Source organism: Mesorhizobium sp. LSHC420B00, assembly GCF_000503055.1.
Taxonomy (GTDB): domain Bacteria; phylum Pseudomonadota; class Alphaproteobacteria; order Rhizobiales; family Rhizobiaceae; genus Mesorhizobium.
The window spans coordinates 14,166-36,643 of the sequence record NZ_AYVY01000011.1 but is presented as its reverse complement, the minus strand read 5'-3'; the positions used below and the strand labels follow the sequence as shown (position 1 = coordinate 36,643).

Here is a 22,478-nt window from a genome sequence, read left to right as displayed (position 1 = left end):
TCCGCGACCGGAGGTCAAAGCCGGTTGATGACCAGGCAGTCGACCATGGCGGCCAGATGCAGGCCGGCGCCGGTGACGACAAAGCCGTGCCACAGCGCATTGTGGAAGCGCAGGCCTTTCCAGGCGAAGAAGATCACGCCACAGGAATAGACGATGCCGCCGGCAACGATGAGGGCGATCGATGTCGCCGGCAGCGTCCGTAGGAGCGGCTCCACCAGAACGATGCCGCTCCAGCCGATGGCGAGATAGAACACGATTGCCAGCCGGTCGAAACGGCCGGGGAGAAAGACCTTGATGGCGATGCCGACCGTCGCGGCGATCCAGACCAGGACGATCATCGAAACAGCCAGCGGCGAGCCGCCGAGCTGGGCAAGGAACGGCGTGTAGGTCGCAGCGATCAGCAGGTAGATCGCCGCATGGTCGAAGCGCCGCAATATCCATTTCGCCGGCGACGATACCGGCCACAGATTATAGGCCAGCGAAACCGACAGCACGGTGAGCAGCGAGACCACATAGAAGGCGGCGGCGACATATTCGCCGGGGCCGGTTCGATAGGCGGCCAGTGCCAGCAACGTCGAGCCGGCAGCGATCGCCAGCACGATGCCCACGGCGTGGACGATACCGTCGGCGATGATCTCGGCGCGCGAGTAATGCCAGCGCCCCATGAAGGGGATGTCGAGCTGGGATAATTCGCTCTGGGATGTGGGCCGGCTGTTCGTCATCGATGATCCTGCGTCGCCTTATCTGGGCGGCCGCGGGACAGTATTTCAAGCTTTGGTTGCGGTTTTGCGACTGCGGCGCTTCAGCGCGGCGCGACTACATCAGCGCGCTGGGAGCGGCTTCTTCACCGTCTTCAACAGCGCGCGTTGCATGAGTTCGTTGCCGGCAACGACCGAACCGGCGGTCAGCATGTCCTGGCCGCCGGCAAAATCGGAGACGAAGCCGCCCGCCTCGCGGATCAGCAACATGCCGGCGGCAATATCCCAGGCCGACAGGCCGATTTCCCAAAAACCGTCCATGCGGCCGGCGGCGACGTAGGCGAGATCGAGCGAGGCGGAGCCGAGGCTGCGCACGCCCGAGACCTCGGCCATGACATTGCGCAACTCGACAAGGAAATTGCCGTGCTGGCCACGCCCGAGATGCGGCACGCCGCAGCCGATCACCGCATCGACCAGCTTGGTGCGGCCGGCGACGCGCAACCGTCGATCGTTCATGAAGGCGCCGCCGCCACGCTCGGCGGTGTAGAGCTCGTCCATCGCCGGATTGTAGATGACGCCGGCGACGATCTGGCCTTGGCGCTCCAGCGCGATCGAGATCGCGAACAGCGGGATGCCGTGCAGGAAATTGGTGGTGCCGTCGAGCGGATCGACGATCCAGCGGTGCTGGCCGTCGTCGCCCTCGATCACGCCGCGTTCCTCCATCAGGAAGGCGTAGCCGGGCCGCGCCTTGGACAGTTCGGCAAAGACGATGTCTTCGGCCTTGCGGTCGGCCTGGCTGACATAGTCGCCCGGCCCCTTCATCGAGACCTGCAGGTTCTGCACTTCGCCGAAGTCGCGCGACAGCGAGCGGCCGGCCTTCATTGCGGCCTGGACCATGACATTGAGGATCGCGGAACGCGCCATTGCTCTTCTTCCTGTCGCTGCGCCTATCTGCTTTGACGCGTGATCCTATCCAAAAAGTCTGCCACTTTTCGGGATCACGCCTTAGTCGGCGCGGCGTACGTAAGTGATTTCGTTGGTATCGACGATGATACGCTCGCCCGAGCCGATGAACGGCGGCACCAGCACACGGATGCCGTTTTCGAGTATCGCCGGCTTGTAGGACGAGGCTGCCGTCTGGCCCCTCACCACCGGGTCGGCCTCGGTGATGGTCAGCGTCACCTGGTCGGGCAGCGAAATGCCGATCGGCCTTTCGTCATAGAGCTGGACCGTCACCATCATGCCGTCCTGCAGGAAGGCGGCGCGATCGCCGACGAACTCCTTTTGCAATTCGAGCTGCTCGTAGCTTTCGGTGTCCATGAACACCAGCGCGTCGCCCTGCTCGTAGAGGAAGGAAAAATCCTTCAGATCGAGCCGGATCTGCTCGACCGTCTCGGCCGAACGGAAGCGCTCGTTGAGCTTGGTGCCGTTGATCAGGTTCTTGAGTTCGACCTGGTTGTAGGCGCCGCCCTTGCCGGGCTTGACGGTGTTGGTCCTGACCGCCACCCAAAGGCCGCCATCATGCTCGATGACGTTGCCGGGACGGATTTCGTTGCCATTGATCTTGGCCATGGTGAGGTGATCCGGAAATGAGATGATCGCCGCAAAGGGCAATTTGGCGCCTCCAAGACCACAAATCGCTAGCAGAGGCAAGGAGCGCCTTCCGATGAAGCGGGAACGAAGCTCGCCCGGCAGCGCGGCGCGGCAGCCTCAGTCCGTCCTGACGATGGCGGTTACGGCCGCGCTCATGGCGTCGGCTACCTCTGTTAAAAGATGCAGGTGCGGCGAACGCAAGACGACAATTCGCAGCGACAGCTCGAGGCCGGGAGCGTCGACCAGGGCAATGCCCTCCGGCAGCTTTTCCTGCAGCAGCCGCTTGGGCAGCAGGCCAAGGCCTTGGCCTCGACGAACCCAGTCGATCTGCAGCGCGCTGTCCTGAATCTCGGCGCCGACCATCAACCTGTGGCCGCCCTCGGCAAGGGCAGCCGCCAGCCGCCGGCGCGCGTCGCAAGGTTCAGGACTGAGAACCCAGGGCATGGTCTTGACGTCGGCTTGCCGGCCGGTGTTTTCGGCGGCGATGATGGCGAGGGGCTCGGTTCCGACAACGCCGTCGCCAGTTTTGGAATTGCCGCCGTCCAGGATGAAGGCGAGGTCGAGCTGTCCGCGCTTGTGCTGGTCGGCCAGCTCAAGGCTCCAACCGCTCTTCAGACGCAGCGAAACCTTCGGAAACCGCGCCACGGCATCAGCAATGGCGGCGGCCACGGCTTTGTCGCAAAGTCCATGGGCGAGGCCGAGCCGCAGCAGACCCTCCGGCTCGTTGCCACTGGCGAATGATCGCAGCGCGTCGACGGCGGCGAGAATGTCCTTGCCGCGTGCCAGCACCTCTACGCCGGCCGGGGTCAGTCGCGACGGCTTTAGCCGGCGGTCGAGCAATTCCGTGCCGAGCATCTCCTCCAGCCGCTGGATCTGGCGGGTGACGGCCGGCTGCGTCAACGGCAGGCGTCGAGCCACCTTCTGAATCGAACCCTCCTCGGCAAAGAGGGCCAGTGTTTTCAGTTCTTCGAGCACGAGACACCTGAACATGTCAGAGAGGCATAATTATGCTGAACATTATGAATTTGAAATCCGATGGATGGCAAGCGATTTTCCTGCGGCAGCACCAGCAGAGAAGAAACACGATGAAAGCGATCGAATTGCAGAGCCCGGGCGGCCTCGAGAATCTCAGAATGGTCGAGCGGCCGATGCCTGAACCAGGGCGCCAAGAGATGATTGTGAAGGTGAAGGCGACGGCGCTGAACTACCGCGATGCCGAGATCGTCCGCGGCAGCTATCACACGAAGTTTGCATTGCCGCTGGTGCCGCTGTCGGACGGCGTCGGCGAAGTCGTAGCCGTCGGCGCCGAGGTCAGCAGGTTCCAGATCGGCGACCGGGTCTGCGGCACGTTCTGGCAGCGCTGGGTCGGCGGCAGTTTCGCGATGGCCGAGCCCTCCTATCAACGTGGCGGCCCGATCGACGGGCTGCTCAGCGAATTTGCTCGGCTCGATGAACAGGCGGCGGTGCTGGCGCCGGCCAATCTGAGCGACTTCGAGGCGGCGACGCTGCCCTGCGCCGGCGTGACGGCATGGCACGCGCTGTTTACAGAGGGCAGCGTCGAGCCCGGCGACACCGTACTTTGTCTCGGCACCGGCGGCGTTTCCTTGTTTGCGATGCAATTCGCCGCCGCTGCCGGGGCGCGCGTCATCGTGACGTCGAGCAGCGACGAGAAACTTGCACGGGCAAAGCAACTGGGCGCGCATGATGGCGTGAACTATCGCAGCGTCCCCGACTGGGCATCGGCCGTGTTGGGATTGACGGATGGGCGCGGCGCCGACCATATCATCGAGGTTGGCGGACCGCAGAGTTTTACACAATCGCTGAGGGCAGCGGCGCGCGGCGCCCAGATCAACGTCATCGGCTATCTCGGCGGCAGTGACGGCGCCATCAACCCGCTCGACATCTTCCGCCGGCAGGTCAGGGCGCGAGGCATACCGGTGGGCTCACGCGAATCCTTCGAGGCGATGAACCGCGCCATTGTCGTCAACCGATTGAGACCGGTGATCGACCGGGTCGTACCGTGGACCCAGGCCGCCGAAGCCTTTCGGTACCTTGAACACGGCTCGCCCTTCGGCAAGGTCGTGCTCGATCATACGCAATGAGCCTCGCGCTTGCGAGTCCGGGTGCAATGAGTCGCGAGATCACAGTCAGGGCAGGCGATTGGCCCGTTGCAGCGCCTGCTGCGTCTGCTCGTCGGTCAGGCCCTGCAGGAAATCGTCCATCTCTTGGTCGATGAGCCCAGCGCGGCGGGCGACAACATACCAGGCGCCGGCGAGGATCAGATCCGGATCGGTGCCGATGCCGTTCATGTAGAGCTTGGCGAGACGGTTCTGGGCGGCGACGTTGCCGCCTTCTGCGGCCTGCTTCATCCAGTTAAAGCCCGATTTCAGGTCGCGGGCGCCGCCGCGCCCCTCGATCATCCAGGTGGCGAGATCGATCTGCGCCGTGTCGTAGTTCTGCCGCGCAGCCTGTGCCAGCAGGCCGCGGGCGCGGACATCGTCGCGCGGCTTGCCGCCGGCGCCATTGGCGTAGACCTGTGCCATCGCATATTGTGCGTCGGCAAGCCCGGTCGCGGCGGCGCGCTCGTAATAGGATACGGCTTTGGCAATACCGGCATCGCCGGGCTCCTGTTCGACCATCAGCTGGGCAAAATTAAACTGCGCCAGGCGGTTGCCGGCTTCGGCGGCGGCCTGCATCAGCGCATAGGCCTCCTTCTCGTCCTTTTTGACGTAGCGGCCATCGAGCAGCATCAGCGCATACTGGAATTGCGATTCCGGGATGCCCTGCTCGGCGGCAAGCGCATACCACTTCGCCGCCCCTGCCGCGTCGACCGGCACGCCGAGGCCGCGCGACAATATCTCGGCCACCAGCGTCTGTGCCGCCGGATCGCCGTTTTGAGCACGGGAAATCGCAAGGTTGTAGGCCGTCTTGTAGAGGCCGCGCTGAAAGGCGCCGTAGGCGGCGTCGGACGGTTTTGCGCCGAAGCGGTCGGGGTTGATGGTATCGGCCGACGGCAAAGGGGCCGTGGTGGCGGGCTGCGGCAATGGTGGGAGAAACGGCTTGTCGGCAGGCTCGCTGGAATCCGGCCTCGGCTGCGGCAGCGGAACGGGTTCCGCCGCTATCGCCTGGGTTACGGCCGTTGCGAGAAAAGCGCTGAAAAGGATCGTCCGAGAGAGCACGTCAGTCCTCGAAGCGCGGTGCGGTTTCGTCGAGCAGCGCGTTGGCGGTGGCAACCGCCGTCTTCGGATCGACGTCGCCGGCGAAAACCGCGCTGGAAAGCGCCACGAATTCGGCACCGGTGGCGGCGACAGCTTCCACCGAGGCAAGATCGGATCCGGCCATGACGATGCAAGGGATCTGGATCACGTCCGCCCACCATTGCCCGAGCGACAGGTTGCGGGGATGCGGCTCCGGCTTGTTGTCGTAGCCGAAGCGACCGAAGAAAATATAATCGGGCCTGACCTCGCCAAGTTCCAGCGCGTCGTCGCGGGTCTTGGCGCCGCCGGTGCCGACCATCATCCTGGCCTGGAAGTGTTCGATCGTTTCGGCGAGCTCGTCCTTGCCGACCTCGACATGGATGCCGTCGGCCTGGACGCGGCCGGCGATGCGGGTGTCGCCAGCAATGATGACGGCAATGCCGGCCGCTTGCGCCACCGGCACGATCTGCTCGGCAAAGGCCTGGAAGGCGGCCTCGTCCATGCCGTTTTCCGGCAGGATCAGCGAGGCGACGTCACCGCCGTCGAAGGCTGCGGCGATGCGCTCGGCCGGCACGTTCGGCGGCGCGATCAACACGATACGGCAGCGGTTGGGGGGCGTTGCGTCATTCATTGGTGTTCGGTCCCGGTTATCGCCTATGCCGGGCGAAGATGGTTGCATTGCGGCATAGAGCAAAGTGCGGGGATTGAACAGGCGGCAGGGGGATCACGATTGCCGGCTAGATCTATCGGGGCTCGGCGCATGACTACCGTTGGCCGAAATTCTCCTCGCCTGGTCGCTTGCGGGCTCTACGCAGGCACTTTCGATTTCCAAAGCGACCAGCCGAGGTTCATGCCGGCGGCGGCGACCAGGATGGCGGCGGCGCCGGCGATCTGCGCCGGATGCAGCCGGTGGCCGAAGGCGACGACGTCGACGAGGATGGCGACGACTGGATAGATGAAGGACAGCGACCCCTGCAGATGCGTCGGCAGTTTCTGGATGGCGCCGTACATGAGGATGTACATCAGGCCGGTATGGACGATGCCGAGCGTCGCCAGCATGACCCAGCTCCGCGCATCGGCGGGAAGGTGGGTGAGATTGGCGAAAGGTGCCAGCATGAGAACGCCGACGCAGACCTGGATCAGGGCGATCAGGTGCGGCGGCGTGCCTTTGAGCTTCTTGGTGACGATAGCCGCAACGGCCCAGAAGAAAGCCGCGGCCAGCGCCATCGCAATGCCGGTAAAGTAATCCGTACCATGATCGCCTGCATCGGGCGCGGCCTGCACGATCAGCAGCATGCCGGCGAAGGCGATGCCGAGCCAGGTCAGCTTGGTCACCGTCAGCCGTTCGGAGAAGAAGAGCGCGCCAAAACCGACCAGCATGAAGGGTTGCGTATTGTAGACAGCCGTGGCGATCGAGATCGACGCGCGGGAAAACGCGCTGAACAGCAGCAGCCAGTTGATAACGATGGCAGCACCGCCGAGAGCCGCGATCGCGACAATGCGAAGCGACAGCCTGCCGCGCAGCAGTCCCAGCGCCGTGCAGATAACCAGCAGCGTTACCGCACCGAAGGCGCAGCGCCAGAACACCACGTCCATGATGGGTTGGCCGGACAGGACGACGAACCAGCCGATCGTGCCGAGGATCGCCATCGCCGCAGTCATTTCGATCGTGCCGCGTACCGTGTTGTCCATGGATGCTCCCGAAACCCGTTGAGATTCTATAATCCCACGGCAGATATGGGCCTTTCCATGACTTGTAGCTGGTGATATGCAGAACGAACCTAATTTAATTAGGTAAACATCGGCTTTTTCTTGGAATTGTAAAATGCTGGACGAGCTCGATAGAAAGCTCCTCGATATCCTGGTCAGGGATTCACGGACCTCGCTGAAGGAACTGGCGCTGCAGGTCGGGTTGTCGTCGCCAAGCGTTTCGGAGCGGCTTCGGCGGCTTGAGGATCGCGGCGTCATTCGCGCATTCACCATCGACATCGATCCGCAGGCGCTCGGCTACGCCTTGCAGGCGATCGTTCGCATCCGGCCGTTGCCCGGTAAGCTGCACATCGTCCAGAAGCTGATCGAGGAAATCCCGGAATTCGGCGAATGCGACAAGGTGACGGGCGATGACTGCTTCGTCGCCCGGCTGTTCGTCCGCTCGATCGGCGAGCTCGACGGGATTCTCGACCGCATCGCCGACAAGGCCGAAACCAGCACCGCCATCATCAAGGCGCAGCCGATCCGGAGACGCCCGCCGCCGCTCGACATGCCAAACATGTGACGGGCTCCGGTGGCGTGGCCCACGTATTTGCGGTCGCGGTCTGGCCATTTCTGGTCTATTCCAGAGTTCAACTTTCCCTCCAGCCTCCTTTCCCCATGTCAGGCCTGCTCATCGATCCCTGGTTCTATGCCGCGGCCATGCCGGCCGTCATCCTCGTCGGCCTGTCGAAAGGCGGCTTCGGCGGCGCCGTCGGCTTTGTCGGCGTGCCATTGATGGCGCTGACCATGCCGCCGGTTCAGGCTGCCGCAATTCTTCTGCCAATTCTGTGCCTGATGGACATTGTCTCGGTGTGGACATGGTGGGGTATCTTCGACCGCAAGATGCTGGCCGACATGATGCCGGGTGCCGTGATCGGCATTGCCCTTGGCTGGCTGACGGCGGCACTTGTAACCGAAGAGATGGTCCGGCTGATCGTCGGCGCGGTCGCCCTGATCTTCGTGCTGCGCTGGCTCTATTTGCAACTCCGCCACGGTGCCGGCCACGCGGCGGAGCCCAACCGCGTTGCCGCCGGCTTCTGGGGTACCGTTGCCGGGTTCACCAGCTTCGTCGCCCATGTCGGCGGCCCGCCTTTTCAGGTCTATGCGTTGCCGATCAGGCTGGATCCGAAGGTGCTGTCCGGCACCGCGGCGATCTTCTTCGCCGTCACCAATGCACTGAAGCTCATCCCCTATTTCGCGCTCGGCCAGTTCGACACCACCAATTTGACCGCGTCGGCGGTGCTGATGCCGCTGGCGCCGCTGTCGACAATCGCCGGCGCCTGGCTGGTGCGGCGGATGCGGCCGGAGCTGTTCTATCCCTTCACCTATGCGACCGTGGCGGTCGTCGCGGTCAAGCTTCTGTGGGACGGCATCGCCGGCCTTCTGTAAGACGGCGGCCCCAGGCGGCCGCCGCCGGATTCCTTAAACCTCAGGCGGCACTCGGCAGCAGCGGCCGCGTCCTGCCAAGCGCGAGAGCAGCGCCGGTTGCCAGCACGAACGCCATGCAGCCAAGAATGGTGATGTCGTGCAGTGTCGGCTTCAGCACCATGTCCGCGATGATCATCAGCATCACCGAATAGTCGAAGCGCGCGGCATTGAGGACGCGCTGGCCCTGGGCAAGCACCGCCGGCGTCACGCCATCCTTGGCGATCATGCCTGCCATGCGGTCGGCAGTCGGCTTGAAGACGAACATGCCGATGCAGAAGGTCGTCGCATAACCGGCAAGGCCGATCAGCACCCACAAATCGGAAAAGCCGACCCAGAAGCCGCACATGATGAGGCCGAAGAGCAATGTCAGCATCGACATCGGCGCGAAGAACCGGTTACCGAGCTCGCCAGTGGCGCGCATCGCCTGCAACATGCCTTCGACGTTTCCAGCGCGGTCGGCGCGTACCGCAAGCAGCATCAGGGTGAAGCCGCCGCCGACCCAGAGGATCGCCGAGACGATGTGCAGAAATTTAACGGCCGAGTACCAGTCCATTGTTCGCTCCTTGAGAAATTTTCATGATTGCCGGAGCGCAATTTTGCTCCGCCTCGTTGCGAGGAGCGGGCGTTTAGCGCGGCGCCTGTTTCGGAACGATGTCGCGCGGCGAGCGGATCTGTTTCGGTATGTCGGTCACGATCTGGAGGAACCGTGGCGCAAGCGCGTCGCCCCCACTTTCCAGCCGGTGGTGAGAGCGGCGGCTTAGCCGGCCATCTGTGCTGTTACGGCACAGATGCTGGGCGCTTGATCGAAAAATATGCCCTGCGTTAAGGCTTTGTTAAGCTTTACAGGCGTTTACTATGTCCATCCAGTGATCTGGATTCTTACCGAGTGGTTGGAGCCACTTTGTTTGACGCCTCCCTGTTAAACTCCTGAGAGCCGCCTTATCCGCGGCTCTTTTTTTGTTCGCCGGCATGGAGCCCCTTGGGCCAAATGCGGCCGTTAACCGTTTGTTAAACATGTGCTTGCCTTCGCCGGCAGCGAAGCGCATTTTCAAGCTTCAGTCGTTTAGGCTGCCGGATATGGCGGCCAAGAGCCGAATCGGCCGGCTGTCAGGCAAGTGCAGGGGCGCAGCGATGAACGAGCCTTCGAAGGCGAGCGCGAACACCATCAAGCTGGCGGAGCGCCGGGTTTTCTCCCAATCCTTCAAGCCGCTCTATCAGGAAGGCATGGGCTTGGTCGAGCAGGCGGCCGAATATCTCGACGGCAAGGGCCGCGCCGAGGCCAAGAAGCTGTCGAGGCTGGCGGCGACGCTTTATGCGGCCGAGTCGATGCGGCTGACCACCAGGCTGATGCAGGTCGCCTCGTGGCTGCTTTTGCAGCGGGCGGCGAATTCCGGCGAGATGACCCGCGATCAGGTGGCTTCCGAAAAATCCAAGGTGCGTCTCGACACCGCCTCCGCGCATGACGAGGCGCCCGGCTGGGCCGAGCTGCCGACGGATTTCGTCGACCTCGTCAACCGCTCGCTGCGCCTGCAGGCGCTGGTGCGCCGCATGGACGAGGAGATCTATGGCGGCCTCGCCGAGGTGCCTCAGTCGAGCCGTCGCCTCAATCCGGTCTCCGACCAGATCACGTTGCTCAACACGGCTTTCGCCCGCGGCTGAGAGACCGTTTGGAAACTCTACTCCAGCGGCCATCTGGCGGCGTTTTCTCCGCTTACCTGCAGCGCCGCGTCCTTTTGGACGCGCAAAGGACGCTGCAGCACTTTGATTGCGCATGATCCCCTCGGGATCACGCGTGGGCTCACGGACCCAAATGTCCGCTGCGCTCCGGTTCTCGAAACCACCACCATATGACTCGCCGGAGCGACCTTTCGAAACGGTCTCAGAGGCTTTGTGGACATCACGAGCCCCGTTTCTGGTTTGTTCACATTTCGCTGGCATCGCTGCCCGCCGAAGGTAGACTTGGCGGATGGGGGAAGCGATTCGCATCATCGGCATCGATCCGGGGCTTAGGCGCACCGGCTGGGGCATCGTCGAAAGCCTTGGCAATTCGCTGCGCTTCGTCGCTTCCGGCACAGTACGGTCCGACGACAAGGCGGCGCTGGCGGTGCGTCTTTGCCAATTGCATGACGGGCTTGCCGAGATCCTGCATGCCACGATGCCGCACGAGGCGGCGGTGGAGCAGACCTTCGTCAACAAGGATGCCGCGGCGACGCTGAAACTCGGCCAGGCACGCGGCATCGCCATGCTGGTGCCGGCGCGCGCCGGCCTTGCCGTTGCCGAATATGCGCCCAACGCCGTCAAGAAGGCGGTGATCGGTGTCGGCCATGGCGACAAGAAGCAGATCCATATGATGGTCAAGGTGCTGATGCCGAAGGCGACTTTCGACACCGACGACGCCGCCGATGCGCTGGCCATCGCCATCTGTCACGCGCATCACAGGCAGAGCATCGCCTACAGGATGGCGATGCCGGCCGAATAAGTTTGTTCTTGACTTGTTCTCCAGTGAACAATAAGTAATACCAACGAGGTATTACCATGCGCGTTACCACCAAGGGCCAAGTGACCATCCCGAAGGAAATACGGGATCATCTGGGTATCGGCCCGGGCTCGGAGGTGGAGTTCGTCCCCACCGAGGACGGTGCTCGTGTCATTGCGGTCGACGAAAACATGTCGAAGGAGGAAGCCTCGCGCAGATTCAGCCAGATGCTCGGCCGTATGGCTGGTACGCTGGATCTGGGGGGCATGACGGCGGACGAATATGTGGAATGGCTGAGGGGCCCGCGTGAAGACCTCGACATTGATTGACACAAACGTCCTGATCGACGTTTGGGGTCCTGCCGGACGGGAGACGAAATGGTCGGCATCAGCAATTACCGCATGCCGGCGCGACGGCGCTCTCGTAATCAATGCAATCGTCTGGTCCGAACTCGCGCCGTTGATCGCGACCGAACAGGCCCTTCGCCAAGCAGTCGACATGCTCAAGATGGATCGCGAATTCCTGCCGTGGGAAGCGGCCTTCCTTGCTGGTGTCACGCACTCCCGCTATCGCCGCGCCGGCGGCCTCCGCGAACGAACGCTGCCGGATTTCTTTATTGGAGCCCATGCGGTTGTCGCTGGGCATCGCCTGCTGACGCGCGATGCCGCGCGCTATCGCAGCTATTTCCCGGACCTCGATATCATCTCTCCGGAAACCCACCCGGCATGATCGGCAAGCTCAAATGATCGGCAAGCTAAAAGGCACGCTGGACGAGATCGACGAGGATTTCTGCATCGTCGATGTGCATGGCGTCGGCTATGTCGCCTATTGCTCGGCGCGCACGCTTGCCGCATTGCCGCCGCCCGGCGAGGCGGTGATATTGTTCATCGAGACCTATGTGCGCGAGGATATGCTGCGGCTCTATGGGTTCCAGTCGGTGCTGGAGCGCGAATGGTTCCGGTTGTTGATGAACAATGTGCAGGGCGTCGGCGCCAAGGTGGCGCTGGCAATCCTGTCGACGCTGGCGCCGGCCGACCTCGCCAATGCGATTGCGTTGCGCGATATCGCCATGGTCAGCCGTGCGCCGGGCGTCGGCAAGAAGGTGGCGGAGCGCATCGTCACCGAGTTGAAGAACAAGGCGCCGGCCTATGCAGGTGCTGCCTCCGGCACCATCGGCCTGAAGCAGGAGCTCGGCGAAGGCGTTGCTTCGGCGCCGATCACCGACGCAGTCTCGGCGCTGGTCAATCTCGGCTATTCTCGCGACACTGCCGCCAACGCAGTGGCGGCGGCGTTGAAGACGGCCGGCGAGGAAGCGGACGCGTCGAAGCTGATCCGCTTCGGGCTGAAGGAGCTGGCACGGTGAGATGTTGCCCGACAAATAAATTCCGACTAGGAACAAGAGCATGGTCGGATATGCGGGCTTGACCTCCAGGGGGCAGCTTACGATTCCAAAGAAAGTCCGGAACGAGTTGTCGCTCAAGTCAGGCGATACTGTTGCCTGGACGGTCGTGGATGGTCTCCTGATAGGAACGCCGCGCAATCTCGAATTTGCCGACCTCGCTGGATTTCTGGGTGATCCACCTAACGGGCCCGCTACGCTGGAACAGATCGACGCGGTGGTAAGGGATGCAGTGGGCCGCCAGGTTGTTGGCGAGCAGCAAGACGCCGAACGAGAGGGTGCCGGGTGACGTTAATCCGTGTCGATACGAACTTTTTCCTTCGAGCGGTATGCGCATGAGCCTTTCGCCACGCCTCATTGCTCCCGACAAACGCGGCGAGGACGCCGAGCAGACCTTGCGGCCGCAGACGCTCGGCGACTTCGTCGGCCAGGCGGCGGTGCGGGCCAATCTCAAAGTGTTCATCGAGGCCGCCAAGGGCCGCAGCGAAGCGCTCGATCATGTGCTGTTCGTCGGCCCGCCCGGCCTCGGCAAGACGACGCTGGCGCAGATCATGGCGCGCGAGCTCGGCGTCAATTTCCGCTCGACCTCGGGTCCGGTCATCGCCAAGGCCGGGGATCTCGCGGCGCTGCTCACCAACCTCGAAGACCGCGACGTGCTGTTCATCGACGAGATCCACCGGCTCAACCCGGCGGTCGAGGAAATCCTCTATCCGGCGATGGAGGATTTCCAGCTCGACCTGATCATCGGCGAGGGGCCTGCGGCGCGCTCGGTCAAGATCGACCTGGCCCGCTTCACGCTAGTCGCCGCCACCACCCGGCTCGGCCTGTTGACCAACCCGCTGCGCGACCGCTTCGGCATTCCGGTGCGGCTCAATTTCTATTCCGTCGAGGAACTCGAGCAGATCGTGCGGCGCGGCGCCCGCATCCTTGCCATGCCGCTCGGTGACGACGGTGCTTTGGAGATCGCCCGGCGGGCGCGCGGCACGCCGCGCATCGCGGGCCGGCTGTTGCGCCGGGTGCGCGACTTCGCCAGCGTTGCGGGCGACGGCCATGTCGACCGCAAGATCGCCGACGAGGCGCTGACGCGGCTGGAGGTCGACGGGCTCGGCCTCGACGCGCTCGACCGCCGCTATTTGTCGATGATCGCCCGGAATTTCGGCGGCGGGCCGGTCGGCATCGAAACCATCGCCGCTGGGCTTTCCGAGCCGCGCGATGCCATCGAGGACATCATCGAACCCTTTCTGATCCAGCAAGGCTTTATCATGCGCACTCCGCGCGGCCGCGTGCTGGCGGCCAATGCCTGGCGGCATCTCGGCCTCGACGCGCCGAAGGACCTGGCGCAGCAGCAGATCAGCCTATTCCAGGAAGAGCCGTAAGTTCCGCTGCTTATGGCTTCGGTGCTGGCAGTTCCCGGCCCCGCCCTCCAGGTCTTGATCATCGCCGGTCTATGCGCAAAACAGGTGTTGCTTAAAACAGGGCCCGTCGGGCCAAAAGGACAGCAATGGACGATCACCGTGAATCGGCATTGTCCGCCGGGCTTTCCGGCGCGCTGACGGAATTCGGCCATCGATTGATGGCGCGGGTCTATTATGCAGACACCGATTTTTCCGGCGTCGTCTACCACGCGCGCTATCTCGAGTTCTTCGAGCGCGGCCGTTCCGATTATCTGCGCTTGGCCGGCGTCCACCACACCGAGCTTGCCGAGGGCAAACATGGCGAGAAAATAGTCTGGGTGGTGCGGCGCATGGAAATCGATTTCCGCGGTTCGGCCCGCATGGACGACATCCTGACCATCGATACGCGCACCGACGAGATTTCCGGTGCGCGGATCGTCATGGCGCAGCAATTGAAGCGCGGCAGCGAAGTGCTGGTCGAGGCGCGGGTCGAAGCGGCGATCGTCGGCGACAACGGACGGCCGCGGCGCTTTCCCAAGGACTGGATCGCAGCTTTCATGCCAAGAACGCGCAAATAAAGATTCAGAGGCGGACGATCCCGGAACTTCCGGTCCACGCCAGAATCGCCGGGCGACCTATCAGGGCGCGGCAATGCGCCGCGCTGTACGTCCTAACCCATCCTTAACCATAACGGTCCATGAAGGGATTGGTTAAGATTGGAAGAATCCAAGCGCCTTCCTTTCACCAATATTTGCCCCGAAAAGGCCGCCAATGGTGCATTTGGGGTTATTCCGCCAGCTTAACGCGAACGGACCACAAGGGATGCCCATGGGCCAGCCGCCAGCCACGCCCGGAAAATCTTTAAGGACGTAACATGGAAAACATCGCTCTCGCCGAACCGGGCGCGCATTTATCGATTTGGGCCTTGTTCATGCAGGCCGGTTGGGTGGTCAAGCTGGTCATGATCGGGCTGCTCTGCGCCTCGATCTGGACCTGGGCGATCATCGTCGACAAGCTCGTCGCCTATGCCCGCATGCGGCTGGCGCTCAATCGCTTCGAACAGGTGTTCTGGTCGGGACAGTCGCTGGAAGAACTTTACCGCACGCTCGCCGACCGCAAGACGACCGGCATGAGCGCGATCTTCGTCGCCGCCATGCGCGAATGGAAGAAGAGCTTCGAGAAGGGCGCGAAATCGCCGCTCGGCCTGCAGACCCGCATCGACAAGGCCATGGATCTGGCGCTGACCCGCGAGATGGAAAAGCTGGAAGGGCGGCTCGGCTTTCTCGCCACCACCGGCTCGGCGGCGCCCTTTATCGGCCTGTTCGGCACGGTTATCGGCATCATGACCTCGTTCCAGGCGATCGCCGCGTCGAAGAACACCAGCCTGTCGGTGGTCGCGCCCGGCATCGCCGAGGCGCTGCTGGCGACGGCCATCGGCCTGCTCGCCGCCATCCCTGCCGTCATCGCCTACAACAAGCTGTCGTCCGACGCGAGCAAGATCGCGGTGCGCATGGAAGGGTTCGCGGATGAGTTCTCCGCCATACTCTCGCGCCAAATCGATGAAAAAGTCGTGCAGAAGGCCTGAGGAACGATCATGGGAATGTCCGTAAGCGCAGGTGGCGGAGGACGCGGCGGGCGCGGCCACAGGCGGCGCGGCCGCCATCACGCCCTGATATCGGAGATCAACGTCACGCCGATGGTCGACGTGATGCTGGTGCTGCTGATCATCTTCATGGTCGCGGCGCCGTTGCTGACGGTCGGCGTTCCGGTCGATCTGCCCGAGACGAAGGCCAAGGCGATGAACGCCGATACCCAGCCGATCACTATTTCGATCGACGCCACGGGTAAGATCTTCCTGCAGGAGACCGAAATCCCGCTGGAGGAGCTGGTCGCGAAACTACAGGCGATTTCCAAGACCGGCTACGAGGAGCGCATCCGCATCCACGGCGACAAGGCTACGAACTACGGCACCGCGATGGAGGTGATGGCCCAGATCGCGGCCGCCGGCTACAAGAACATCGGCCTGATGTCATTGCCGAAGCAGGACCAATAGACGCGAGATGAAGACCGGCCTCACCACATCGGTGACCTTGCATACGGTGGCGCTCGCCTTCGGCCTGTTCACGCTGTCGGCGCCGGCTGCGCTTCCGTCGTCCGATGTCGAGTCGGTCGCGGTCGAAATCGTGCCGATGGAGGCCGTCTCGCAGGTTTTGCAAGGCGACAAGAAAGCCGTGATGCACGAAAAGCCGGCGCCGCTGCCGACACAGCGTCCCGACATCGTTCCCGACGCCCAGAAAGTCGGCGATAACAGCGTCGACACCGACAAGCCCCCGACACCTGAGCCCAAGCCCCAGCCAGTCGACATGACGGCGGCTCCGCCACCCGCGCCGACGCCAGTCGAAAAGCCCAAGCCCGAGGACGTGCCGAAGCCGAAGGAAGAGCCGAAGCCAATTCCCGCTACGGAGGTGGCGCCGGTGCCGCAGCCGAAGGAAGAGGTCAAGCCCGAACCTGTCAAGCAGACCGAGCCCAAGCCGACGCCGGCCAAGGAGCCGACGCCCACACCGCCGCAGGACAAGACTGCCGCGATCGATCCGCAGCCCGAGGTCAAGCCGGATGCCGTCGCCGAGGCGATTGCCAAGCAACCGCCAACCGAGGAGGCGCAGCTTCCGGACTCGGCGCCAGCACCCGAGGCTCGGCCGAAGCCGCAGCCGGCCCAGGCCGAAAGCGCCAAGGCGCCGGAGCGCAAGGACGCCGACAAGCCGGTCAAGGAAGCCTCGTCCAAGCCGAAATCGGACGACAAGCAGTTCAACGCCGACGAGATTTCGGCTCTGCTCGACAAGCGGAAGCCGGCCGGTGGCGGCGCCAAGCGCTCGACCCAACAGTCTTCGCTCGGCGGCGACAAGGATCAGGGCCAGAAGCTTTCGAAATCGGAGCAGGGGGCATTGGAAGCCCAGCTTGGTGGTTGCTGGACGCTTCCGGCAGGGCTCGAGGGCTCGGAAAATTTCGTCGTCGTGGTCCGGTTTAATCTGGACGCCTCCGGCAAGTTGGATGGCCGGCCGAGCGTTGAAAAGTCGAGCGGAAACCGCCCGTTTGACGAAAGTGCAGTGCGCGCGGTTCAGAAATGCGATGTGGCCGGCTTGCAGGTTCCCGCGGGCAAGCAAGACATCTGGTCCGACGTTCGGGTCACTTTCGACCCCAGGGAGATGCTCGGCCTTTAGGCCCGGCGCCCACAGAGTCAGCGAAGAAAAGCGAGAAGACATGAAATCCATCCTCAAGCCGCTCCTGATGATCGTAGCGATGGCGCTGGGCATGACTGCCGCCGCCACCTTGCCGGCGCGGGCGCTCGTTGAGCTCAACGTCAACAAGGGTAATGTCGAGCCGTTGCCGATCGCCATTACCGATTTCCAGGGTGGCGATGCACTCGGCGCCGAGATTTCCGGCATCGTCAGTGCCGACCTGAAACGCTCCGGCCTGTTCGCGCCGATCGACAAAAGCGCTTTCATCGAAAAGATCTCGAACCCGGATGCCACGCCGCGCTTCGAGGACTGGAAGGTGATCAATGCGCAGGCGCTGGTCACCGGCAGTGTCGGCAAGGAGGCTGACGGCCGTGTCCGCGCCCAGTACCGGCTGTGGGACACCTTTGCCGGCCAGCAGATGTCGGGCGAACAGTTCTTCGCCAACGACGCCAATACCAGGCGCGTCGCCCACATCATCGCCGACGCCATCTACGAACGGCTGACCGGCGAGAAGGGCTATTTCGACACCCGCGTCGTCTTCATCGACGAGTCCGGCGCCAAGAATGCGCGTAAGAAGCGGCTTGCCATCATGGACCAGGACGGCGCCAACGTCCGCTATCTCTCGAACGGCAAGTCGATCGTGCTGACGCCGCGCTTCTCGCCGAACCGGCAGGAAATCACCTATATGTCCTACGAGAGCGGTCAGCCGCGGGTGTACCTGCTGCAGATCGAGACGGGGCAGCGCGAGCTGGTCGGCAATTTCCCCGGCATGACGTTTGCGCCGCGCTTTTCGCCGGATGGCCAGAAGGTAATAATGAGCCTTCTGCGCGACGACGGAAATTCCAACATCTTTGCCATGGACCTGAGAAGCCGCTCGACGACCAGGCTCACCAATTCGACCGCCATCGATACCTCGCCATCCTACTCGCCTGACGGCAGCAAGGTGGTGTTCACGTCGGACCGCGGCGGCCGCGCGCAGATCTATGTGATGGGCGCCGACGGCTCGGGCCAGACCCGCATCTCGTTCGGCGACGGCGTCTATTCGACGCCGGTGTGGTCGCCGCGCGGCGATCTCATCGCCTTCACCAAGCAGACCGGCGGCGAATTCCAGATCGGCGTCATGCGCACCGACGGTTCGGGTGAGCGCATCCTGTCCACCGGCTTTCAGCAGGAAGGGCCGACCTGGGCGCCCAACGGCCGGGTGCTGATGTTCTTCCGCGATTCCAATGGCGGACCAAAACTTGTTTCGGTCGACCTCACCGGCCGCAACGAACAGTCGATCCCGACGGCGAACTTCGCCTCGGATCCGGCCTGGTCGCCGCTGCTCGAATAGAGGAACTGAGGAATTGACGAACTGACGAGTTGAAGAACTGAAGAATGGAGAAGCCAGGGGCCTACATCGAGCACGCGAGGGATTTGGTAGTCTATAAGCGCGCCTATGCGGTTTCCCTTGGGGTACACAGAGCCACGCTTGCTTTTCCGAAAATGGAGCAATACGCGCTCGCCGATCAACTACGTCGTTCCAGCAAGGCGATCTGCGCCAATTTGGCTGAGGGTTTTGCCAAACAGACCCGCTCCAAGCCCGAATTCGCACGCTTCATTTCGATGGCCATAGGGTCATGCAGTGAAGTGGAGACGTGGATTTCGTATGCGTTCGACCTCGAGTATATCACACAGGTGCAACGCGACGACTGGTTGCAATCCTATGCCCGCATCTACGGAATGCTGGTCAATCTCAGAGAGAAGCTGAGGTGATCTCTTTCCTCAATTCCTCAACTCTTCAATTCTTCAATTCCCTCTTTTTCATGTTTTGGCCGCATTTCCGCCTACGGTCCGCGCTCATTGTCGCCCTTGAGTAGCCCTCGGCAGAACGGTTGTGGACGGCAGCCGAAACCAAATTTTAACCGTGTTTCTTGAGCGCCGGTTAACCCAAACGTGGTTACTGGACGATCAATGAAATCACTCGAATTGCGAAGGAGAGGCGGCATGGGCCGTATCGCAGCACTTACCACAAACCCGGTCATGATCGCGCTGGTCGCGATGCTCGCGATTACCGGTTGCGCCTCGAAGAAGACGCCGAACAGCGCCGCCGATCTCGGCCTCAACGGCGCCGGCGCGGCAACGCCCGGGTCGGCCCAGGACTTCACCGTCAACATCGGCGACCGCATCTTCTTCGACACCGATTCATCCTCGATCCGCGCTGATGCGCAGACGACGCTGTCGCGCCAGGCGCAGTGGCTGAACCAGTACAAGCAGTATGCCATCGTCATCGAAGGCCATGCCGACGAGCGCGGCACACGCGAATACAATCTGGCGCTCGGCGCCCGCCGTGCTGCCGCCACGCGCGACTTCCTGGTCGCCAAGGGCGTTTCGGCGCAGCGCCTGAAGACCATTTCCTACGGCAAGGAGCGTCCGGTCGCGGTTTGCGACGACATCTCCTGCTGGTCGCAGAACCGCCGCGCCGTCACCACGCTGGGCGGCGCCGGCTCCTGATCGGCATAAATGCAACACTTGGTGCGAAAGGCGGCCAAAGGGCCGCCTTTTTCATATCTGCCCGCTCCAAACAAAATTTGGCCGAAGTCTCACGTCCTGTTAAGAGCCGAGAGCGTCTGGCTAGTCCCAGTTGGCTGGTCTACTTCGAGTGAGAGGCGCGCAACAACGGTTTCACGGCGAGAGGCACATGCATTTCAGATCGGTCTTGAGCGGCACGCTTGCGCTGCTGCTCGTATCAAGTATCGCGGCACTTGCTGACGGGGCAAGCGGCACCGAGCAGTCATCGGAAAGCGGCTTTTCCTTCCATCTGCCGACGATCAAACTGCCCGGCATTTTCGGTGAAAAGAAAAAGCCGGATCAGGTTCAACTCGCGCAACAGGATGGCACCGGCACTCCGGCGCTGGAGGAACAGCTCCGGCAGATGAACGGCAAGATCGAGGAACTCAACTTCCAGGTCCTGCAGATGCAGGAGCAGATCCGCAAGCAGCAGGAAGACAACGAATTCCGCTTCCAGCAGTTGGAAGGCGGTCCGCAAGGCGCGCAGCAGCCGGCCGAGCAGAAGAAGTCCGAGGCGGCGCCCAACAGCGACAATCCCAACGGCGACAGTAACGTGGCGGAGGCGCCGGCAACGCAGGCTCCGGCCGCTGCCGACACGCCGCCAGCCGGCGACAAGAGCGTCGAGGACGTCATCGTCGAATCGCCCAACGGCGATCCCGGCAAGCTGATCCCCGGCGCGCCGCCCAAGACGTTCGGCACCATCACCGTCGACAAAAACGGCAATGTCGTCGAAGCCGACGGCAATGCGCAGGCGAACGCGCCGGAGCAGAATACGGCCCCAGCCAACGGCGCCAACGCAGCCGGCAACAAGGCCGGCAAATCCGACGATACGGTGGTCGCGGCACTCCCCTCGACCAACGACCCGGAGGAGCTTTACCGCAACTCTTACCAGTTCATCCTGTCGGGCGACTACAGCACCGCCGAACAGGGCTTCCGCGACCATATCGCTCGGTTTCCCCGGGACGCCAAAGCGGCGGACGCGCATTACTGGCTCGGTGAATCGCTGCTCGGCCAGCAGAAATACCGCGATGCGGCCGAGACTTTCCTCGCAGCCAGCAAGGACTATCCCAAGGCCAAGAAAGCGCCAGACATGCTGCTGAAGCTCGGCGTTTCACTGGTCGGGCTGAAGCAGCGCGACGTGGCCTGTGCGACCTTCAGCGAGATCGGCAAGCGCTACCCCGATATTTCCGGCGCGCTCAAGGAGCGGGTCAAGCAGGAAAGGGCACTCGCGGCGTGCTAGTTTTTCTGTTGCACGTCGTTGCCCCAAAACCGGGCCCACTTTTGGGCGACATGCATGACGCTCGACACCGAGCCTGATCTTTCGGATTTTTCGCGGATCGACTTTTCCAACGGCGCTGTTGTGGCCGTGTCCGGCGGCAGCGACTCGACCGCCCTTCTCCTCCTCCTCAAAGCCCATCTCGACCGTACCGCACCGGCAACGAAATTGCTGGCGGTGACGATCGATCACCAATTGCGGCCGCAAGCGGCAGCGGAAGCGCAAGCCGTGGCCAGGCTGTGCGCGGCGCGCGGCATTGCCCATCGCATCCTCGTCTGGTCGGGGCACAAACCAGCGATCGGCCTGCCCGCCGCCGCGCGCGAAGCGCGATACCGGCTGCTCGCCGAGGCCGCCGAAGCGGCAGGCGTCGGGCTGATCCTGACCGGCCACACCGCCGACGACCAGGCCGAGACCGTGCTGATGAGGCAAGCGCGTGACGAGGTGCCAAGTGAGGAGAGGCCGCGGGGCCTTGCCGGCATGGCGCCGGCAACCCTCTACGACTGGCGGTACTGGATCGTGCGGCCACTGCTCGGCGTGCGGCGTGCGGAGCTGCGCAAATTCCTCCGGCGCGAACAGGTCGCCTGGATCGAAGATCCGACCAATGCCGACACTGCTTTCGAGCGGCCGCGCGTCCGCGCGGCACTTGTTGAAGGCAACGATGCGCTTCGCATGGCTGAAACGATGGCGCTGGCCAGAAAGGCGGCGGTCGAGCGTGAGCAGTTAGGACAGCGCGCGGCCATGCTGATCCGCGGCTTGGCCTCCAGGCCGGCCGCCGGCCTCGTCCGCCTCGATCAGGATTTTGCGACGGTCGCCGACCGCCGGGCGGCTATTTATGCGCTGCGCATCCTGCTGGCGGCGACCGGCGGTACCACCTTCCTTCCCGACCAGGCCCGCGGCGAAGCCCTTTTCGGCCGGCTCCGGGCCGGGCCGCTTTGTGCCACATTGTCGCGGAGCGTGGTCGATGCCCGGCGTACCGGCATCTTTCTGCATCGTGAGTTGCGCGATCTGCCGCCCGCTGTTGCGGTTTCCGACAATGCCCTTTGGGACGGCCGCAGACGGATCACATTGAGCGACAGTTCAGGTGCATTGTTGATCGCGCCGCTGTTGGTTGCCCCGCTCGGGGTGGCTCTTGCCGCAAAGCGGGCAATTGCCGGGCATGGCACGCCGGCAAGCCTTGTGCGTGCCGCCTTGGCCGCCGAACCAGCGCTATGGCGGGATGGCGAATGCCTTGGTCTGCCTGGGCAAGGCCCGGGTTTGCCTGAGGAAAGCCCGATGCCGGCGGCGGTCGCCGCATATCCGGCAGTCGCGCCCTTCGCCCGTTTCCTGCCGTCCTTCGATCTGGCGCCGGCCGATGCCGTCGCCGCGTTGCTTGGCGCGGCGCCGGTTCCAGCCGCGCCATTCGGCGGCCACAGTGCCGGCCTACCACGGGCGAAAGCTTAACCGAGACCTGCTGTTATGCTTGGCAAGGGGAGACGCTCT

The 22,478-nt window shown here is 63.3% G+C and carries 27 protein-coding genes and 1 pseudogene; 19 read left to right on the top strand and 9 right to left on the bottom strand.

From position 1 onward, the window contains the following. Positions 1-14: 14 nt before the first annotated feature. The 4 genes from X760_RS56755 to X760_RS73745 all read right to left on the bottom strand — a co-directional run bounded on the left by X760_RS56755 (position 15) and on the right by X760_RS73745 (position 3,281). Entirely contained in the window at positions 15-722 is a 708-nt protein-coding gene (locus X760_RS56755; protein ID WP_023719627.1) for a hemolysin III family protein, read from the bottom strand. A gap of 99 nt (positions 723-821) precedes the next feature. Then, complete coding sequence (locus tag X760_RS56750; RefSeq protein WP_023719626.1) at positions 822-1,622, bottom strand: inositol monophosphatase family protein; 801 nt, start codon at positions 1,620-1,622, stop codon at positions 822-824. Positions 1,623-1,703: 81 nt separating this feature from the next. Next, on the bottom strand, positions 1,704-2,270 hold the full coding sequence (gene efp / locus X760_RS56745) for an elongation factor P (protein WP_023678016.1): 567 nt from the start codon (positions 2,268-2,270) through the stop codon (positions 1,704-1,706). A 138-nt stretch (positions 2,271-2,408) separates the two neighbouring features. After that, a complete protein-coding gene (locus tag X760_RS73745) occupies positions 2,409-3,281 on the bottom strand; it encodes a LysR family transcriptional regulator (RefSeq protein ID WP_023719625.1) in 873 nt (290 codons plus the stop codon). Positions 3,282-3,376: 95 nt separating this feature from the next. Between X760_RS73745 and X760_RS56740 the strand changes: the two genes are divergently transcribed. Further along, on the top strand, positions 3,377-4,393 hold the full coding sequence (locus tag X760_RS56740) for an NAD(P)-dependent alcohol dehydrogenase (RefSeq protein ID WP_023719624.1): 1,017 nt from the start codon (positions 3,377-3,379) through the stop codon (positions 4,391-4,393). A 45-nt stretch (positions 4,394-4,438) separates the two neighbouring features. Here X760_RS56740 and X760_RS56735 read toward each other — a convergent pair whose 3' ends face one another. The 3 genes from X760_RS56735 to X760_RS56725 form a co-directional block, all read right to left on the bottom strand. Further along, the gene (locus tag X760_RS56735; protein WP_023719623.1) at positions 4,439-5,470 is read right to left on the bottom strand and encodes a tetratricopeptide repeat protein; all 1,032 of its coding nucleotides are present in this window, start codon (positions 5,468-5,470) and stop codon (positions 4,439-4,441) included. A 1-nt stretch (position 5,471) separates the two neighbouring features. Beyond that, entirely contained in the window at positions 5,472-6,119 is a 648-nt protein-coding gene (locus X760_RS56730) for a thiamine phosphate synthase (protein ID WP_023719622.1), read from the bottom strand. 176 nt (positions 6,120-6,295) lie between these two features. Further along, positions 6,296-7,180: a DMT family transporter gene (locus X760_RS56725; RefSeq protein WP_023719621.1), complete on the bottom strand. Its 885-nt coding sequence runs from the start codon at positions 7,178-7,180 to the stop codon at positions 6,296-6,298. 133 nt (positions 7,181-7,313) lie between these two features. Between X760_RS56725 and X760_RS56720 the strand changes: the two genes are divergently transcribed. Together X760_RS56720 and X760_RS56715 are read left to right on the top strand one after the other, a co-directional pair. After that, the gene (locus X760_RS56720; protein ID WP_023719620.1) at positions 7,314-7,763 is read left to right on the top strand and encodes an Lrp/AsnC family transcriptional regulator; all 450 of its coding nucleotides are present in this window, start codon (positions 7,314-7,316) and stop codon (positions 7,761-7,763) included. A 95-nt stretch (positions 7,764-7,858) separates the two neighbouring features. Then, positions 7,859-8,629, top strand: a complete 771-nt coding sequence (locus tag X760_RS56715) for a sulfite exporter TauE/SafE family protein (RefSeq protein WP_023719619.1) — start codon at positions 7,859-7,861, stop codon at positions 8,627-8,629. Between the two features lie 40 nt (positions 8,630-8,669). Here X760_RS56715 and X760_RS56710 read toward each other — a convergent pair whose 3' ends face one another. After that, positions 8,670-9,221 carry a DUF2269 family protein gene (locus X760_RS56710; protein ID WP_023719618.1) on the bottom strand — a complete coding sequence of 184 codons (552 nt, stop codon included), beginning with the start codon at positions 9,219-9,221 and terminating at the stop codon, positions 8,670-8,672. A gap of 578 nt (positions 9,222-9,799) precedes the next feature. Between X760_RS56710 and X760_RS56705 the strand changes: the two genes are divergently transcribed. The 6 genes and pseudogenes from X760_RS56705 to X760_RS79115 all read left to right on the top strand — a co-directional run. Then, complete coding sequence (locus X760_RS56705) at positions 9,800-10,327, top strand: DUF1465 family protein (protein WP_023719617.1); 528 nt, start codon at positions 9,800-9,802, stop codon at positions 10,325-10,327. A gap of 307 nt (positions 10,328-10,634) precedes the next feature. Continuing rightward, positions 10,635-11,147, top strand: coding sequence for a crossover junction endodeoxyribonuclease RuvC (gene ruvC / locus X760_RS56700; protein WP_023719616.1), 513 nt, complete (start codon positions 10,635-10,637; stop codon positions 11,145-11,147). A 56-nt stretch (positions 11,148-11,203) separates the two neighbouring features. Continuing rightward, positions 11,204-11,473 carry an AbrB/MazE/SpoVT family DNA-binding domain-containing protein gene (locus X760_RS56695; RefSeq protein ID WP_023719615.1) on the top strand — a complete coding sequence of 90 codons (270 nt, stop codon included), beginning with the start codon at positions 11,204-11,206 and terminating at the stop codon, positions 11,471-11,473. Then, positions 11,451-11,873, top strand: coding sequence for a type II toxin-antitoxin system VapC family toxin (locus X760_RS56690; RefSeq protein WP_023719614.1), 423 nt, complete (start codon positions 11,451-11,453; stop codon positions 11,871-11,873). Before X760_RS56695 ends, X760_RS56690 begins: the two co-directional genes overlap by 23 nt. A gap of 13 nt (positions 11,874-11,886) precedes the next feature. After that, positions 11,887-12,507, top strand: coding sequence for a Holliday junction branch migration protein RuvA (gene ruvA / locus X760_RS56685; RefSeq protein WP_023719613.1), 621 nt, complete (start codon positions 11,887-11,889; stop codon positions 12,505-12,507). A gap of 40 nt (positions 12,508-12,547) precedes the next feature. After that, positions 12,548-12,619, top strand: a pseudogene (locus X760_RS79115) (AbrB/MazE/SpoVT family DNA-binding domain-containing protein); the annotation flags it as partial. A gap of 6 nt (positions 12,620-12,625) precedes the next feature. Here the strand turns inward: X760_RS79115 and X760_RS79110 are convergent. After that, on the bottom strand, positions 12,626-12,880 hold the full coding sequence (locus X760_RS79110; protein ID WP_348633225.1) for a hypothetical protein: 255 nt from the start codon (positions 12,878-12,880) through the stop codon (positions 12,626-12,628). On the opposite strand from X760_RS79110, the gene ruvB reads away from it, so the two are divergent. The 10 genes from ruvB to tilS all read left to right on the top strand — a co-directional run bounded on the left by ruvB (position 12,879) and on the right by tilS (position 22,439). After that, complete coding sequence (ruvB, locus tag X760_RS56675) at positions 12,879-13,919, top strand: Holliday junction branch migration DNA helicase RuvB (RefSeq protein WP_023719611.1); 1,041 nt, start codon at positions 12,879-12,881, stop codon at positions 13,917-13,919. The two genes, X760_RS79110 and ruvB, sit on opposite strands and share 2 nt — an antisense overlap. A gap of 125 nt (positions 13,920-14,044) precedes the next feature. Next, positions 14,045-14,515 (top strand): tol-pal system-associated acyl-CoA thioesterase, encoded by a 471-nt coding sequence (gene ybgC / locus X760_RS56670; protein ID WP_023719610.1) that lies wholly within the window; start codon positions 14,045-14,047, stop codon positions 14,513-14,515. 296 nt (positions 14,516-14,811) lie between these two features. After that, positions 14,812-15,522 carry a protein TolQ gene (gene tolQ, locus X760_RS56665; RefSeq protein ID WP_023719609.1) on the top strand — a complete coding sequence of 237 codons (711 nt, stop codon included), beginning with the start codon at positions 14,812-14,814 and terminating at the stop codon, positions 15,520-15,522. Positions 15,523-15,531: 9 nt separating this feature from the next. After that, positions 15,532-15,990: a protein TolR gene (gene tolR, locus X760_RS56660; RefSeq protein ID WP_023719608.1), complete on the top strand. Its 459-nt coding sequence runs from the start codon at positions 15,532-15,534 to the stop codon at positions 15,988-15,990. A gap of 7 nt (positions 15,991-15,997) precedes the next feature. Beyond that, positions 15,998-17,155, top strand: a complete 1,158-nt coding sequence (locus X760_RS56655) for a TonB family protein (RefSeq protein WP_023719607.1) — start codon at positions 15,998-16,000, stop codon at positions 17,153-17,155. 40 nt (positions 17,156-17,195) lie between these two features. Then, the gene (tolB, locus tag X760_RS56650) at positions 17,196-18,506 is read left to right on the top strand and encodes a Tol-Pal system beta propeller repeat protein TolB (RefSeq protein WP_023719606.1); all 1,311 of its coding nucleotides are present in this window, start codon (positions 17,196-17,198) and stop codon (positions 18,504-18,506) included. Positions 18,507-18,550: 44 nt separating this feature from the next. Next, a complete protein-coding gene (locus X760_RS56645) occupies positions 18,551-18,928 on the top strand; it encodes a four helix bundle protein (protein WP_023719605.1) in 378 nt (125 codons plus the stop codon). Between the two features lie 231 nt (positions 18,929-19,159). Next, positions 19,160-19,666 (top strand): peptidoglycan-associated lipoprotein Pal, encoded by a 507-nt coding sequence (gene pal, locus X760_RS56640; RefSeq protein WP_023677992.1) that lies wholly within the window; start codon positions 19,160-19,162, stop codon positions 19,664-19,666. Between the two features lie 187 nt (positions 19,667-19,853). Continuing rightward, positions 19,854-20,963: a tol-pal system protein YbgF gene (gene ybgF, locus X760_RS56635; RefSeq protein ID WP_023719604.1), complete on the top strand. Its 1,110-nt coding sequence runs from the start codon at positions 19,854-19,856 to the stop codon at positions 20,961-20,963. 54 nt (positions 20,964-21,017) lie between these two features. Further along, positions 21,018-22,439 carry a tRNA lysidine(34) synthetase TilS gene (gene tilS / locus X760_RS56630; protein WP_023719603.1) on the top strand — a complete coding sequence of 474 codons (1,422 nt, stop codon included), beginning with the start codon at positions 21,018-21,020 and terminating at the stop codon, positions 22,437-22,439. Positions 22,440-22,478 lie beyond the last annotated feature (39 nt).